Source organism: Pantoea sp. 18059, assembly GCF_902706165.1.
In the GTDB taxonomy this organism is placed as follows: Bacteria; Pseudomonadota; Gammaproteobacteria; order Enterobacterales; family Enterobacteriaceae; genus Pantoea; species Pantoea agglomerans.
Genome location: NZ_CACSJS010000010.1, coordinates 17878 through 32455, shown reverse-complemented (window position 1 = coordinate 32455; position 14578 = coordinate 17878). Strand labels below are relative to the sequence as shown.

Below are 14578 nucleotides of genomic sequence, written 5' to 3'. Positions count from 1 at the left end.
GATGATAAAAGGTGAAACTTACGCTTTACGCTGCTGAGCGCGTGCAACCGGTTTGTCTGCTGGAACGCTTGCAGGTTCCTGGGCGGTACCTGGCAGGTAGCGACCAATCAGTGTGCGATAACCTACTGCACCCAGGCAGGCACCGACCAGCGGGCCAAAAATCGGCACGAGGAAGTAAGGGATGTCACGACCACCGGTAAAGGCAACGTTACCCCAGCCTGCCAGCCATGCGAAGATCTTCGGTCCGAAATCACGAGCCGGGTTAAGGGCGAAGCCGGTCAGAGGACCCATGGAGCCACCGATAACCGCAACCAGCAGGCCAATCAGCAGTGGAGCCAGTGGGCCACGTGGAATGCCGTTGCCGTCATCCGTCAGACCCATAATGACCGCCATTAATACTGCAGTGATGACCATCTCAACCAGGAAGGCCTGGCCGACACCGATATGTGGATTAGGGTAGGTTGAGAAGATGCCTGCCAGGTCGAGACTTTCAACCGTGCCGCGCACCATCTGGTGGCTCTGCTCATAATCAAAAAACAGGCTGTAGTAGAGACCGTATACCAGCGCCGCGGCACAAAAGGCACCGGCAATCTGCGATACGATATAAGGCAGAACTTTACGTCCTTCAAAATTAGCAAACAGGCAGAGTGCAACGGTGATTGCCGGGTTCAGGTGCGCGCCCGAAATGCCTGCGGTAAGGTAGGCGGCCATGGAAACGCCAAGACCCCAGATGATGCAGATTTCCCACTGACCGAAGGCGGCACCGGCGAGTTTCAGTGCAGCCACACAGCCTGCGCCAAAGAAAATAATCAAGCCTGTCCCCAGAAATTCGGCAATACACTGACCTTTGAGCGTGTTAGTTGTCTGACTCATAATAGTGGTTCCTGAAGCGAGGTTAAATTTTATCAGTTTTTGTTCTCATTCCATGAGGCACCCAGCTTTAATGTAGGGCTGGTGTGAATTTATCGTTAACGAACATAAACGAGAAATAGCGAAATCGTTTTTTGTGTACTGCGTCATAAAAATGCGCGTTTTCGCGTATTCTGGCTTTCCTTAGCCAATATTCGCGCCTGAGGACGGGGATAACGCACCCGTACCAGAAAGCCGTCGCAGTCAGCACAGCGTAAATTCAGGGATTGGCTGAAAAGTGTTACAGACTACGCCCGCAGCGGCCGCGTTGCTGGACTTGCGGGGTGAGGCTACATACAATCGGGACAACGTTGCTGGCTTAAGCTGGCATCATCAACGCCTTGCAGGAATTTAGGAGAGGTCAGAAAGATGTCATTTGAAGTGTTTGAGAAACTGGAAGCGAAAGTACAGCAGGCGATTGATACCATCACCCTGTTGCAGATGGAAATCGAAGAGCTGAAAGAGCAGAACAACTCACTGCGTAACGATGCGCAACAAGTCGCGGGCAACCACGATGCGCTGATGCGTGAAAATCAGCACCTGAAAGAAGAGCAACACGTGTGGCAGGAACGTCTGCGTGCATTGCTGGGAAAAATGGAAGAGGTTTGAAGCCTCAGCTGATGTGAAAAACGGGTGCTCAGGCACCCGTTTTCATATCTGGCCTATTCGAGGTCCAGTGCATCCTCTGACAGAATGATACCGGTGTTGTCGGCATAGAGATGGTCGCCGGAGAAGAAGGTGACGCCGCCGAAATTGACGCGCACATCGCTTTCGCCAATTCCTTCACCCGCAGCGCCTGCCGGAATCGCGGCAATTGCCTGAATGCCAATCTCCAGCTCTTCCAGCTCATCAACCTGGCGTACCGAACCGTAAATCACCAGACCTTCCCACTCGTTGGTTGCCGCCAGACGTGCCAGCTGCGCATCCACCAGTGCACGGCGCACTGAGCCGCCGCCATCAATCACCAGTACCCGACCCCGGCCATTCTCTTCCAGCAGATCGTAGAGTAAGCCGTTGTCTTCAAAGCATTTCACTGTGGTAATCTGACCACCGAATGAAGTGCGCCCACCAAAATTTGAAAAAAGCGGTTCAACAACATTCACTTCTTCATGGTAGATATCGCAGAGTTCAGATGTATCGTATTTCATAAGGGTTTCGTCTGTTTGCCACAGGAAGGGTAAGTATATCGCTATATGCAGATTGTTGGCAAAATCATCAGTAGGAAAAAAGCATCGTTCGATCAAGAACATGCATAAAAAAGCCCAGCCGGGTGGGCTGGGCTTCTGAAAAGCGCTGAATCAGTGGATCAGAGAATGAAGCGGCTAAGGTCTTCGTCAGCCACCAGTTCATCCAGATGTTTACCGACATAGTCAGCATCGATGGTAACGGATTCACCATGACGATCGCTGGCGTCATACGAAATATCTTCCATCAGACGCTCCAGCACAGTATGCAGACGGCGCGCACCGATGTTTTCGGTGGTTTCATTGACCTGCCATGCGGCTTCAGCGATCCGGCGAATACCCTCTTCGGTGAACTCAATGTTCACGCCCTCGGTATTCATCAGGGCTTTGTACTGCACGGTAATCGAGGCATTCGGCTCGGTCAGGATGCGCTGGAAATCGTTCACGGTCAGCGCCTGCAGCTCAACACGGATGGGCAGACGACCCTGCAGTTCCGGGATCAGATCGGAAGGGCTGGCAACCTGGAACGCGCCTGAGGCGATAAACAGAATGTGGTCCGTTTTCACCATACCATGCTTGGTGGAGACGGTGCAGCCTTCCACCAGCGGCAGCAGGTCGCGCTGAACGCCTTCGCGTGAGACATCCGGGCCGCCGGCATTCTGGCCGCCGCGCTTACAGATTTTGTCGATCTCATCGATAAACACGATACCGTGCTGCTCAACGGCATCAATCGCGTCCTGCTTAAGCTCTTCCGGGTTAACCAGTTTGGCCGCTTCTTCTTCGATCAGCAGCTTCATCGCTTCTTTGATCTTCAGCTTGCGGGCTTTCTGCTTCTGGCCGCCGAGGTTCTGGAACATTGACTGCAGCTGGCTGGTCATCTCTTCCATGCCCGGAGGGGCCATGATTTCGACGCCAGGGCTGCTGGCGGCCAGGTCGATCTCAATCTCTTTATCGTCCAGCTGGCCTTCGCGCAGCTTCTTGCGGAACGACTGGCGTGCTGCAGAGGGTTCAGCGCTCTGCTCTGACTGGCCCCAGTTGTTTTTTGCTGGTGGAATCAGCACATCAAGAATGCGCTCTTCCGCCATCTCTTCGGCACGATATTTGTTCTTTTCAATCGCCTGACTGCGCACCATCTTAATGGCCGAATCGGTCAGGTCACGAATGATAGAGTCCACTTCCTTACCGACATAACCGACTTCGGTAAATTTGGTCGCCTCTACTTTGATAAACGGCGCATTGGCCAGCTTAGCCAGACGACGCGCGATCTCGGTTTTACCGACACCGGTCGGACCGATCATCAGGATATTTTTAGGGGTCACTTCATGGCGCAGCTCTTCGTCGAGCTGCATGCGGCGCCAGCGGTTACGCAGTGCAATAGCCACGGCGCGCTTAGCGCTCTCCTGGCCGATGATAAAGCGGTTCAGTTCGCTGACGATTTCGCGAGGAGTCATCTCAGACATATTTATACCCTTACGACTTAGACGTTAATTCTTCGAAATTAACGTTGTGGTTAGTGTAGATGCAGATATCACCCGCGATATTCAGCGACTTTTCGACGATGTCGCGTGCGCCCATCTCGGTATTCTCCAGCAGCGCACGTGCCGCTGCCTGGGCGAAAGGCCCACCGGAGCCGATGGCGATCAGATCGTTTTCAGGCTGGATGACGTCACCGTTACCGCTGATGATCAGTGAAGCTGATTCATCTGCGACGGCCAGTAAGGCTTCAAGGCGACGCAGCATACGGTCAGTACGCCAGTCTTTAGCCAGTTCCACCGCAGCTTTCACCAGATGGCCCTGATGCATTTCCAGTTTACGTTCGAAAAGTTCAAACAGGGTGAAGGCGTCTGCGGTGCCGCCAGCAAATCCGGCAATCACTTTATCGTTGTATAAACGACGCACTTTTTTAACGTTGCCTTTCATCACGGTATTGCCGAGCGTAGCCTGGCCATCACCGCCAATCACTACCTGGCCGTTGCGTCGTACACTTACTATTGTTGTCACGGGCAGACCCCTTGTTGCAGTCGGAAAAGGACTCCGCGCACCGGGCGCGGAGTATCATGCAACAGATATGGGGCGGGTTTGACGGGTTTCAACCCCCGACGGAGAGCGGAATACAGCTGGAGTGTCCGGAACTGCGCAGGCGCTTCAGGGTGCTGTCAGCGGAGGCGCGGTCTTTATAAGGACCGATAACCACACGATTCCAGCCGCCACCGGTGGTAATACGGCTTTCAAATCCTTCAAAGGCTAAGCCAGCGCGCACCGATTCAGCCTGGTCAGTGCCCTTAAACGAACCACACTGCACCATCCAGCGCTGCGAAGAGGCTTTCTCCGCCGGTTTCGCTTTCGCGGTCTCCTGCGGTTTTGGCTGCACTTCCGGTTCACGCGTAACAGGTGCTGGCTGCGTCTGGCGCTGTACGTTTTGCTGCTGCTGCTGCTGCTGCTGACGTTGCTGTTGTTGTAATTGCTGCTGTTGCTGGCGCTGTTGTTGTTGCTGCAACTGCTGCTGGCGTTGCTGTTGCTGCTGAGCCTGCAACTGCTGACGTTGCTGCTGAACCTGTTGCTGCTGCTGTTGTTGCTGAACCTGCTGCTGCTGACGCTGCAGTTGTTGCAACTGCTGCTGATGCTGCAGTGTCTGCTGACGTTGCGCCGGCGTCTGTTCGTTCCACGGCACTTCGTTGAGCTGCGTCGGCTGCTGACGCATATCCGCCTGCATCTGCTCCAGCAACTGGCGCTGCTCGTCGGTCAGCTGTGTCTGCGACTTCACTTCGCCACCCGAAGAGGGTTCGATAGGTGTCGGCACAGTGACCTGACGGTTCTCCAGCTCTTTAATATATTTCCAGCGCTCTTCTGGCTTCGGCGGCAGGCCATTGCCGTTGGCTTTATGATCCGTAATGACCGGCACGTCCTCTTTTTTGTGATGCGCCAGGAACCATAAACCACCGGCAAAGGTCACCAACACTGCGACCGCCAGTACAATCATCAATTTAGATGTTCCCGAACCGCCTTTGCTCTTCTTGCCACGGCTGGGGCTTTTTTTGCGACGCGTCCCTGTTGAACGCCCGCGGCCTACGTAATCTTTTTGTGCCACTCTCGTTCTTATACCCTTCAAAAATAGTGCCAGATGGGCGAAATGATGATTTTTACGCGCCCGGCAAGGAGTCCGCCATGTTACTTAAGGGTCGGAACTTTGACCAGCAGTGTTCGCCTTAAGAATCTACTGAAAAAATCAGACAAATACGCTTATTTTTCACGCTTTTTTGCTCGCGCCGTGCTGCCACGAATGGTTAAACCGGCATCCAGCAGCCGCGATCCGCTGATGACCCGTTTGCCATTTAACTCATCCAGCAGCAGAAGCATCGCTTCCCGGCCTATCTGGTAACGTGGCTGCGTGACCGTGGTCAACGGCGGCTCGCAGTAACGTGATAGCTCAATGTCATCGAATCCGACCACAGAGAGGTCCTCCGGTATCCGCAGTCCGCAGCGCCGTGCCTGATTCATCGCCCCAAGTGCCATAATATCGCTGTGGCAGAAGAGCGCGCGCGGCGGTTGCGGCAAGGTCATCAGCTGATTCATGGCGGCAACGCCCGCTTCAAATGTGAAGTCACCGCGCACAATATAGGTGGGATCGACCGTCAGCCCGCTGCGACGCATCGCCTGGACATACCCCTGCAAACGATACTGGCAGAGCGGCATCTCTTCCGGCCCGGCGATACAGGCGATATGTGTGTGACCCAACTGCAGTAAATGATTTACCGCTTCAAATGCGGCGGTCAGGTTATCGATGTGGACAGTGGGCAGTGACATTTCCGGCGCAAACTCATTCGCCATTACCATAGGCGGCAAGTTGCGTTGCTCATCAATGCTGGCATCAAAAGGCAACTTTGAGCCGAGCAGCACCATGCCATCGATCTGTCGCGTCACCATCAGGTTGAGAAAAGTTCTCTCCTGCTGATTCTGATGCGCGCAGTCACCAATCAGCACCAGATAGCCCTCTTCGGCTGCCGTAACTTCAACGCCTCGGATGATTTCACTAAAGAAGGGATCGCAGATGTCAGGGACAATGACCAGGATGGTACGCGTCTCATTACGACGGGCGTTGCGCGTGGGGCCATGTGCCGCGTAGCCGACGGCGGCAACCGCCTGCTCGACTTTCTGGCGGGTGGCCGCAGAAACCTTCTCCGGATTCATCAGCGCACGCGATACGGTGGCGGTTGAGACGCCCGCATGTTCCGCAACATCTTTCATCGTGGCGGCGGGCGGTTGTTGATTCTGCTCCAACACATGCTCCTGACGCGTTATGGCGCGTTCAATTCTGTTTCTGCCTGACCTGAAGGCAAACCGGGCAACATTGTTAACGATTGCCCGGCTGGTTGTTACTTAATTTGCATAAAAATTGTGACTTATGCGACATTTTTCGATCTGGCTCGCAGTGTCAGCTTAAATCAGCTCTCGGTAGGGTCGATATCCAGCGTCCATTTCACTTTGCGCGCCGCGGGCAGTGTTGAAACCAACGGCAACGAACTGCTCAGCAACTGTTGCAGACGCTGCCGGGAAGGATGCTGCAGCAGCAGTTGCCAGCGCCAGCGTCCACTGCGTTTTGGCTGCAGTGCAGGCAACGGACCCATAAACCACATCGCCTTATCGTTCAGCGGGCTTGCCTCCAGCAAATTACGGAGTTGTTGCAGGAATTCCGCCGCCTGCTGGTTATCCATATCTTCAGCGCGGAACAGCGCATGGCGGCTCCAGGGCGGCAGATGGACTGCCTGTCGCTCCAGCAAGGCCTGCTGGGCGAACGCCGAATAGCCCTGGTGCAACAGCGTCTGCAGCAGCGGATGTTCCGGATGGTGAGTCTGCAGCAACACCTCGCCCTGTTTGCCGGCTCGGCCAGCACGACCGGCGACCTGGGTGTAGAGCTGAGCAAAGCGTTCCGCCGCACGAAAATCGGCTGAGAACAGCGCACCATCGACATCCAGCAGCGACACCAGCGTAACATCGGGGAAGTGGTGGCCTTTGGCCAGCATCTGGGTGCCGACAAGGATTCTTGCACCGCCGCGATGAACGTCAGCCAGATGCTGCTCCAGCGCACCTTTGCGGCTGGTGGTATCACGATCGATTCGCGACACCGGCACGCCAGGGAAAAGTGTGCCGAGCTGCTGCTCCAGTTGCTCAGTCCCGACGCCTACCGGCAGCAAATGGGTTGAACCACACTGCGGGCATTGATTAGGCAGCGGACGCTGGCTGTCGCAATGGTGGCAGCGTAGCTGGCGATGGTGCTGATGCAGCGTGTAGTAGCGGTCACAGCGGGTACACTCAGCAATCCAGCCGCAATCATGACAGAGCAGGGCGGGCGAAAAGCCGCGGCGGTTAAGAAACAACAGCACCTGATTGTCGGCCTGCAGATGCTGGCGCATTTTACCAATCAGGCCCGGTGCCAGACCGCCGATCAACTGCACGCCTTTTAAGTCGATAAGCTGTTGCAGTGCCGGTCTGGCATTGCCGGCGCGTTTTGTCAGGTCGAGCTGGCGATACTTGCCGCTGCGGACATTGTGCAGCGTCTCCAGAGCAGGGGTCGCCGATCCCATAACAATCGGGATATCCTCTTCATGTGCGCGGAAGACGGCCAGATCGCGCGCCTGATAGCGCCAGCCCTCCTGCTGTTTATAGGAGCTGTCATGCTCTTCATCGATAATAATTACGCCAGGACGGGCCAGTGGCGTAAACAGCGCCGATCGGGTGCCAATCACAATCGCCGTTTCGCCGCGCCGCGCACGTAACCAGACCGCCAGCCGCTCACTGTCATTTAATGCGGAGTGCAGCACATCAATCGGCGCATCAAAACGTTCGCGAAAACGGGCGATAGTTTGCGGGGTCAGGCCAATCTCCGGTACCAGCACCAGCGCCTGTTTACCGCGTGCCAGCACATTTTCCAGCACGCTGAGGTAAACCTCGGTTTTGCCTGAACCCGTGATGCCCGCCAGCAGCCAGGCTGCATAATGTTCATCATCTGCCCGAATCGCACCCACGGCCATCGCCTGATCGGTATTCAGCCGCAGACGTTCGCCTTTTACGGCATAAGTGGTACGCCAGTCGTGCATCTGCGGCTGATGCTCATGCAGTTCGCATAACCCTTTGGCACGTAGCGCCTGCAGCGTCGCATCCGTGAGGTCATGTTCACTGACCTGATGACGATAGAGCGGTTGCTGCCGCAGTGCAGCCAGCGCCTGCTGCTGTTTCGGTGCCCGCTTTAAACTTTCCGGCGCAGTCGCCCGACCCTGCTCGGTGATTTCCCAGCGCCATAAGGGATTGTCCTGCGCCGCTTTGCCCTGGCGCAGCAGCACTGGAATCGCGTGGCTCAGCACTTCGCCTTGCGGCGAGTGATAATAGCTGGCGGCCCAGTTAAGAATACGCCACAGCGAGGGCGGATAGAGTGACTCACTATCCAGCACCTCGATCACGCGTTTGAGTTGGGCTTCCGGCAGATCGCTGCTCTCACGAAAGGCGACCACAATCCCGATCATCCTGCGATTGCCAAAGGGCACACTCACACGACCACCAATGACCGGCTGCGCGCCCTGTGGCGGCAGATAATCAAACAGGCGGGGCAAGGGGACGGGCAGGGCGACCTGGACTACGGGCATAACTCTCTCTTTCCGGCTCAATGATCGGGGAAGCTAGTGTACACGCTGACCCTGATGGCGGGTATCTCAGCAGATATTTGCAGCAATCGAAACTTACCTGTATAATATGCCGCCTTCGGTGAGAAATATCTGGCCGGAGTACACCCTATAATGTTCAATCGCGTGTGGTGCTGTGCAGGTTAAAGCCTGGCACGGAGAGCGACACGGCCTTCAATGAGGTTTCCCATGAAACAAGGTATTCACCCGAAATACGAAGCAGTTACTATCAAATGTACCTGCGGCAACGAGATCCACACCCGTTCAACACTGACTCACGAACTGAACCTGGACGTTTGTGGCAAATGCCACCCGTTCTATACCGGTAAGCAGCGTGAAGTGGCAACTGGTGGCCGTGTTGACCGCTTTAACAAGCGTTTCAGCGTGCCAGGCGCTAAAAAATAAGATTAAAAGGCACCTGAACCTGCGGGTTCGGCGGCAAGAAAAAACCCAGCTTCGGCTGGGTTTTTTTATGGCTGAAAGATCAATACTCCCAGGTATCCGGATCGACACCCATCTGGCGCATGATTGCTTTTGCTTCTTCCGGAATCTCATCACTACGCTCTTTGCGCAGGTCGACGTCATCCGGCAGCGGTTGGCCCGTAAAGGCATGTAAAAAGGCTTCGCAAAGCAGCTCGCTGTTGGTGGCGTGACGCAGGTTGTTCACCTGACGACGGGTACGCTCATCCGTTAAAATCTTCAGCACGCTCAATGGGATTGATACTGTGATCTTCTTGACCTGCTCGCTCTTCTTACCGTGCTCAGCGTACGGGCTGATATATTCGCCGTTCCATTCAGCCATGGGTTACCTTAATTAATAAACGTTAAATGTTAGGAAATCAGCGGATTATGCCTGATTTTTTCCTGCCTGACCCCTGATATGGCGGGTTTTCTTCGCTCACTGCCTCTGTCTGACAGAGGGGAACGCCAGGCGATGACGCATAATTTTAGCGGTTATTGCGGTTTTGCTCAATCTATACGCAAAGACATTTAGATGTCCAGATGTATTGACGTCTAATTAGAGGGTGATATCCTGTGGCCTACATTTTATTCACTCTTCAGGAACAATTCGCTCATGACGCGTAAACCGGCAACCATCGCAGTGCGCAGCGGTTTGAATGATGACGAGCAATATGGCTGCGTTGTCCCGCCAATCCACCTCTCTACGACCTATAACTTCCTGGATTTCAATGAGCCTCGTGCGCATGACTACTCCCGTCGTGGCAACCCCACTCGTGATGTCGTACAGCGTACGCTGGCAGAACTGGAAGGGGGAGCAGGCGCGGTATTAACCAATACCGGGATGTCGGCGATTCACCTGGTCACGACGGTGTTTCTGAAGCCTGGCGATCTGCTGGTCGCGCCACATGACTGTTATGGCGGCAGCTATCGGCTGTTTGACAGCCTGAGCAAGCGCGGCGCCTATCGGGTGAAATTTGTCGATCAGGGTGATCCGGTAGCGCTGCAGGCCGCTCTGGATGAAAACCCAAAACTGGTGCTGATTGAAAGCCCCAGCAATCCGCTGCTGCGCGTGGTAGATATCAGCGCAATTTGCGCCGCTGCGCGTGCTGCGGGTGCCATCAGCGTGGTGGACAATACCTTTATGAGTCCGGCGCTGCAGAATCCTCTGGCGCTGGGTGCGGACCTGGTGATCCACTCCTGTACCAAATACCTCAATGGCCACTCCGATGTCGTGGCGGGCGCGGTCATCGCCAAAGATCCGCAACTCGCTACCGACCTGGCCTGGTGGGCAAATAACATTGGTGTGACCGGTGCAGCGTTTGACAGTTATCTGCTGCTGCGCGGGATTCGTACGCTTTCACCGCGGATTGCAGCCGCACAACGCAACGCACTCGCGATTGTAGAGTATCTGAAGCAGCAGAAACTGGTGAAAAAGTTGTATCATCCTTCGCTGCCGGAAAACGCCGGACACGAACATGCTGTACGTCAGCAGCGCGGCTTTGGCGCGATGCTGAGTTTCGAGGTCGACGGTGATGAGGCGCTGCTGCGTCGCTTCCTGAAAGCACTGCAGCTATTTACGCTGGCGGAATCGCTGGGCGGAGTAGAGAGTCTGATCTCCCATACCGCCACCATGACGCACGCGGGGATGTCGGCAGAAGCACGCGCGGCAGCGGGCATTTCCGATACGCTGCTGCGGGTTTCTGTCGGTATTGAAGATCACGAAGATTTAATTGCCGATCTGGATAATGCATTCCGGGTCGCAGCCGAGGGTTAAGCATGACGATTTCAGCAGGCGCGGGAACGCCGAACATCAGGCAGTTGCATAAGTTTGGCGGCAGCAGCCTGGCCGATGCGCGCTGCTATCAGCGCGTTGCCGGTATTATGGCGGACTACAGCCAGCCGGGCGACCTGATGGTAGTCTCTGCGGCAGGCTCAACCACCAACCAGCTGATTAGCTGGCTGAAGCTGAGCCAGAGCGATCGGCTTTCTGCGCATCAGGTGCAACAGGCTTTACGGCGCTACCAGAGCGAACTGATCAGTGCGCTGCTGCCTGCTGAGGTCGCAGAACCTTTAATCACCGCGTTTATCCGTGATCTGGAAAAGCTGGCCGCACTGCTGGATGCACCGATCACCGATGCGGTCTATGCCGAAGTGGTCGGTCACGGTGAAGTCTGGTCGGCACGCCTGATGTCAGCGGTACTGAGCCAGCGTGACCTTCAGGCCTGCTGGCTGGATGCGCGTGAGTTTCTGCGCGCTGAACGTGCGGCACAACCGCAGGTAGATGAAGGGAAGTCCTGGCCACTGCTACAGACTCTACTGGCGCAGCATCCGCACAAGCGCATCGTGGTGACCGGATTTATCAGCCGCAACGACGCCGGTGAAACCGTCCTGCTTGGCCGCAACGGCTCCGACTATTCTGCCACGCAGATTGGCGCACTGGCGGGTGTCGGGCGGGTGACCATCTGGAGCGATGTGGCGGGTGTCTACAGTGCCGATCCCCGCAAAGTCTCTGATGCCTGTCTGCTGCCGCTGTTAAGGCTGGATGAAGCCAGCGAGCTGGCGCGCCTGGCTGCACCGGTTCTCCACACCCGTACTCTGCAGCCGGTTTCAGGCAGCGATATCGACCTGCAACTGCGCTGCAGTTATCAGCCGGAGCAGGGCTCAACCCGCATTGAGCGCGTGCTGGCCTCCGGGACGGGCGCGCGTATCGTCACCAGCCATGATGATGTTTGCCTGATTGAGATTCAGCTGCCAGAGCAGCATGACTTCGCCATCCTGCACAAAGAGATAGACCTGTTGCTGAAGCGCGCGCAGCTGCGTCCGCTGGCGTTTGGTGTTCATCCCGATCGTCAACTGCTGCAGCTCTGTTACACCGCTGAAGTGGTTAACAGCGCCTTTACGCTGCTACAGGATGCCGGTTTACCGGGCCATCTGCAGCTGCGCGACGGCCTGGCGCTGGTGGCGCTGGTTGGCGCAGGCGTTACCCGCAATCCGCTGCATACCCATCGCTTCTGGCAGCAGTTAAAGGATCAACCAATTGAGTTCATCTGGCAGTCAGAAGAGCACATCAGCGTGGTCGCAGTGCTGCGCGTCGGCCCGACTCAGCATCTGATTCAGGGATTGCATCAGTCGCTGTTCCGGGCAGAAAAGCGCATCGGTCTGATGCTGTTTGGCAAAGGCAATATCGGTTCACGCTGGCTGGAGCTGTTTGCCCGCGATCAGGAAACGCTGTCAGCGCGTACCGGCTTTGAATTTGTGCTGGCGGGCGTCGCGGACAGCCGTCGCAGCCTGCTGAGCTATGAAGGGCTGGAAGCCAGCCGGGCACTCGCCTTCTTTGATGATGAAGCGGTAGAGCGCGATGAAGAATCGCTGTTCCTGTGGATGCGTGCTCACCCGTTTGATGACCTGGTGGTGCTGGATGTCACTGCCAGCACACCGCTGGCGCAGCAGTATCTCGACTTCGCCAGTCACGGTTTTCACGTTATCAGCGCCAATAAGGTCGCGGGAGCGTCTGACAGTCAGACCTGGCGCCAGATCCGCGATGCCTTTACCAAAACCGGGCGTCACTGGCTCTATAACGCCACCGTTGGCGCAGGTCTGCCGATCAACTACACGGTGCGCGATCTGCGCGACAGCGGCGATACCATCCTGGCGATCAGCGGGATCTTCTCCGGCACGCTGTCGTGGCTGTTCCTGCAGTTTGATGGCACGGTGCCCTTTACCGAGCTGGTGGATCAGGCCTGGCAGCAGGGTTTAACCGAGCCCGACCCGCGCGCCGATCTCTCGGGTCAGGATGTGATGCGCAAGCTGGTTATCCTGGCGCGTGAGGCAGGCTACAACATCGAGCCGGATCAGGTGCGGGTTGAATCGCTGGTGCCCAATAACTGTCAGCAGGGATCTGTCGACCACTTCTTTGAAAATGGCGAAGAGCTGAATGAGCAGATGCTGCAGCGGCTCGAAGCCGCGCAGGAGATGGACCTGGTGCTGCGTTACGTTGCCCGTTTTGATGCCAATGGCAAGGCGCGCGTGGGTGTTGAAGCGGTGCGCCCGGAGCATCCGTTGGCCTCACTGCTGCCGTGCGACAACGTCTTTGCGATTGAGAGCCGCTGGTACCGCGATAATCCGCTGGTGATCCGCGGACCGGGCGCAGGCCGGGATGTCACCGCAGGCGCTATCCAGTCAGATATTAATCGCCTCGCACAACTGCTGTAACTCCTCCTCCTCAGGCGCTTCGGCGCCTGTTTTCAATGCGTTATCGCTCCCCTGTTGAATCGCCTTCATGTTGATTGAAAATTGATCACGACTGTTGACCATTTTTAAGTTGACGGCACAGTCAGATTACGTCATTTTGAACATCTGGACGTCTAAACGTGTAGATGTTTGCAGGCCGATTGTTAATCGATGAGGGTGCAGGATGAGTTTCTTTCATGCCAATCAGCGCGAAGCGCTAAACCAGAGCCTGGCTGAGCTGAACGGGCAAATTAATGTTTCATTTGAGTTCTTCCCGCCTCGTACCAGCGACATGGAAGAGACCCTGTGGACCTCTATCGATCGCCTGAGCAGTCTGAAACCGAAATTCGTTTCTGTGACCTACGGTGCGAACTCAGGCGAACGCGATCGTACCCATAGCATTATCAAAGGCATTAAAGATCGCACCGGTCTGGAAGCTGCTCCCCATCTGACCTGTGTCGATGCCACGCGCGATGAACTGCGCACCATTGCTCAGGATTACTGGAACAATGGCATCCGTCACATTGTGGCGCTGCGCGGCGATCTGCCCCCAGGCAGCGGTAAGCCAGAAATGTACGGCAGCGATCTGGTTTCGCTGCTGAAAGAGGTGGGTGATTTTGATATTTCGGTTGCGGCCTATCCGGAAGTCCATCCCGAAGCGAAAAGCGCCCAGGCCGATCTGATTAACCTGAAGCGAAAAATCGATGCAGGTGCCAACCGGGCTATTACCCAGTTTTTCTTCGACGTTGAAAGTTATCTGCGTTTCCGCGATCGCTGTGTCGCGACCGGCATTGACGTGGAAATTGTGCCGGGCATTCTGCCGGTCTCTAACTTTAAACAGTTGCAACGCTTTGCCACGCTGACCAATGTGCGTGTGCCGGGCTGGATGAGCGCGATGTTTGCCGGTCTGGATGATGATCCGGAAACGCGGAAAATGGTGGGAGCCAATATCGCGATGGATATGGTGAAAATCCTGTCACGCGAAGGGGTGAAGGATTTCCATTTCTACACGCTGAACCGTGCCGAAATGAGTTACGCCATTTGTCACACCCTGGGCGTGCGTCCTGCTGCTGCTGCGGCTTAACCGCTCTGCTTCAGCCAATAAAAAAGTCGGGAGAG

Annotated in this window: 13 protein-coding genes; 5 read left to right on the top strand and 8 right to left on the bottom strand. The window is 55.9% G+C overall.

Annotation, left to right across the window (positions count from 1 at the left end; all coding sequences use genetic code 11):
* Positions 1-18 precede the first annotated feature (18 nt).
* Positions 19-873 (bottom strand): MIP/aquaporin family protein, encoded by an 855-nt coding sequence (locus GVJ63_RS20235; RefSeq protein WP_010258182.1) that lies wholly within the window; start codon positions 871-873, stop codon positions 19-21.
* Positions 874-1278: 405 nt separating this feature from the next.
* Between GVJ63_RS20235 and zapB the strand changes: the two genes are divergently transcribed.
* A complete protein-coding gene (gene zapB / locus GVJ63_RS20230; protein ID WP_003851242.1) occupies positions 1279-1518 on the top strand; it encodes a cell division protein ZapB in 240 nt (79 codons plus the stop codon).
* Positions 1519-1571: 53 nt separating this feature from the next.
* On the opposite strand, the gene rraA is transcribed toward zapB, so the two are convergent.
* The 6 genes from rraA to priA all read right to left on the bottom strand — a co-directional run bounded on the left by rraA (position 1572) and on the right by priA (position 8731).
* Positions 1572-2057 (bottom strand): ribonuclease E activity regulator RraA, encoded by a 486-nt coding sequence (gene rraA, locus GVJ63_RS20225; RefSeq protein ID WP_009088032.1) that lies wholly within the window; start codon positions 2055-2057, stop codon positions 1572-1574.
* Positions 2058-2215: 158 nt separating this feature from the next.
* Positions 2216-3553: an HslU--HslV peptidase ATPase subunit gene (gene hslU, locus GVJ63_RS20220; protein WP_010258177.1), complete on the bottom strand. Its 1338-nt coding sequence runs from the start codon at positions 3551-3553 to the stop codon at positions 2216-2218.
* 10 nt (positions 3554-3563) lie between these two features.
* Positions 3564-4094 (bottom strand): ATP-dependent protease subunit HslV, encoded by a 531-nt coding sequence (gene hslV / locus GVJ63_RS20215; RefSeq protein WP_010258174.1) that lies wholly within the window; start codon positions 4092-4094, stop codon positions 3564-3566.
* 88 nt (positions 4095-4182) lie between these two features.
* Positions 4183-5181, bottom strand: a complete 999-nt coding sequence (ftsN, locus tag GVJ63_RS20210) for a cell division protein FtsN (protein ID WP_033759196.1) — start codon at positions 5179-5181, stop codon at positions 4183-4185.
* A 152-nt stretch (positions 5182-5333) separates the two neighbouring features.
* Positions 5334-6371 carry a DNA-binding transcriptional regulator CytR gene (cytR, locus tag GVJ63_RS20205; protein WP_010672069.1) on the bottom strand — a complete coding sequence of 346 codons (1038 nt, stop codon included), beginning with the start codon at positions 6369-6371 and terminating at the stop codon, positions 5334-5336.
* A gap of 164 nt (positions 6372-6535) precedes the next feature.
* Entirely contained in the window at positions 6536-8731 is a 2196-nt protein-coding gene (gene priA, locus GVJ63_RS20200; protein WP_159227299.1) for a primosomal protein N', read from the bottom strand.
* A 225-nt stretch (positions 8732-8956) separates the two neighbouring features.
* Here priA and rpmE point away from each other — a divergent pair, with 225 nt between their 5' ends.
* Entirely contained in the window at positions 8957-9172 is a 216-nt protein-coding gene (gene rpmE / locus GVJ63_RS20195; protein ID WP_003851227.1) for a 50S ribosomal protein L31, read from the top strand.
* A gap of 79 nt (positions 9173-9251) precedes the next feature.
* Here rpmE and metJ read toward each other — a convergent pair whose 3' ends face one another.
* The gene (gene metJ / locus GVJ63_RS20190) at positions 9252-9569 is read right to left on the bottom strand and encodes a met regulon transcriptional regulator MetJ (RefSeq protein WP_009088019.1); all 318 of its coding nucleotides are present in this window, start codon (positions 9567-9569) and stop codon (positions 9252-9254) included.
* 273 nt (positions 9570-9842) lie between these two features.
* On the opposite strand from metJ, the gene metB reads away from it, so the two are divergent.
* The 3 genes from metB to metF all read left to right on the top strand — a co-directional run bounded on the left by metB (position 9843) and on the right by metF (position 14543).
* Entirely contained in the window at positions 9843-11003 is a 1161-nt protein-coding gene (gene metB / locus GVJ63_RS20185; RefSeq protein WP_022624922.1) for a cystathionine gamma-synthase, read from the top strand.
* Between the two features lie 2 nt (positions 11004-11005).
* Positions 11006-13441 carry a bifunctional aspartate kinase/homoserine dehydrogenase II gene (locus tag GVJ63_RS20180; protein ID WP_031591841.1) on the top strand — a complete coding sequence of 812 codons (2436 nt, stop codon included), beginning with the start codon at positions 11006-11008 and terminating at the stop codon, positions 13439-13441.
* Positions 13442-13643: 202 nt separating this feature from the next.
* On the top strand, positions 13644-14543 hold the full coding sequence (gene metF, locus GVJ63_RS20175; protein WP_010258148.1) for a methylenetetrahydrofolate reductase: 900 nt from the start codon (positions 13644-13646) through the stop codon (positions 14541-14543).
* Positions 14544-14578: the final 35 nt, after the last annotated feature.

Excerpts from the sequence above, each read along its gene's own strand:
- GVJ63_RS20235 (WP_010258182.1), bottom strand. The coding sequence starts at position 873 with ATGAGTCAGACAACTAACACGCTCAAAGGTCAGTGTATTGCCGAATTT.
- zapB (WP_003851242.1), top strand. The coding sequence starts at position 1,279 with ATGTCATTTGAAGTGTTTGAGAAACTGGAAGCGAAAGTACAGCAGGCG.
- rraA (WP_009088032.1), bottom strand. The coding sequence starts at position 2,057 with ATGAAATACGATACATCTGAACTCTGCGATATCTACCATGAAGAAGTG.
- metF (WP_010258148.1), top strand. The coding sequence starts at position 13,644 with ATGAGTTTCTTTCATGCCAATCAGCGCGAAGCGCTAAACCAGAGCCTG.
- metJ (WP_009088019.1), bottom strand. The coding sequence starts at position 9,569 with ATGGCTGAATGGAACGGCGAATATATCAGCCCGTACGCTGAGCACGGT.
- GVJ63_RS20180 (WP_031591841.1), top strand. The coding sequence starts at position 11,006 with ATGACGATTTCAGCAGGCGCGGGAACGCCGAACATCAGGCAGTTGCAT.
- priA (WP_159227299.1), bottom strand. The coding sequence starts at position 8,731 with ATGCCCGTAGTCCAGGTCGCCCTGCCCGTCCCCTTGCCCCGCCTGTTT.
- rpmE (WP_003851227.1), top strand. The coding sequence starts at position 8,957 with ATGAAACAAGGTATTCACCCGAAATACGAAGCAGTTACTATCAAATGT.
- hslU (WP_010258177.1), bottom strand. The coding sequence starts at position 3,553 with ATGTCTGAGATGACTCCTCGCGAAATCGTCAGCGAACTGAACCGCTTT.
- metB (WP_022624922.1), top strand. The coding sequence starts at position 9,843 with ATGACGCGTAAACCGGCAACCATCGCAGTGCGCAGCGGTTTGAATGAT.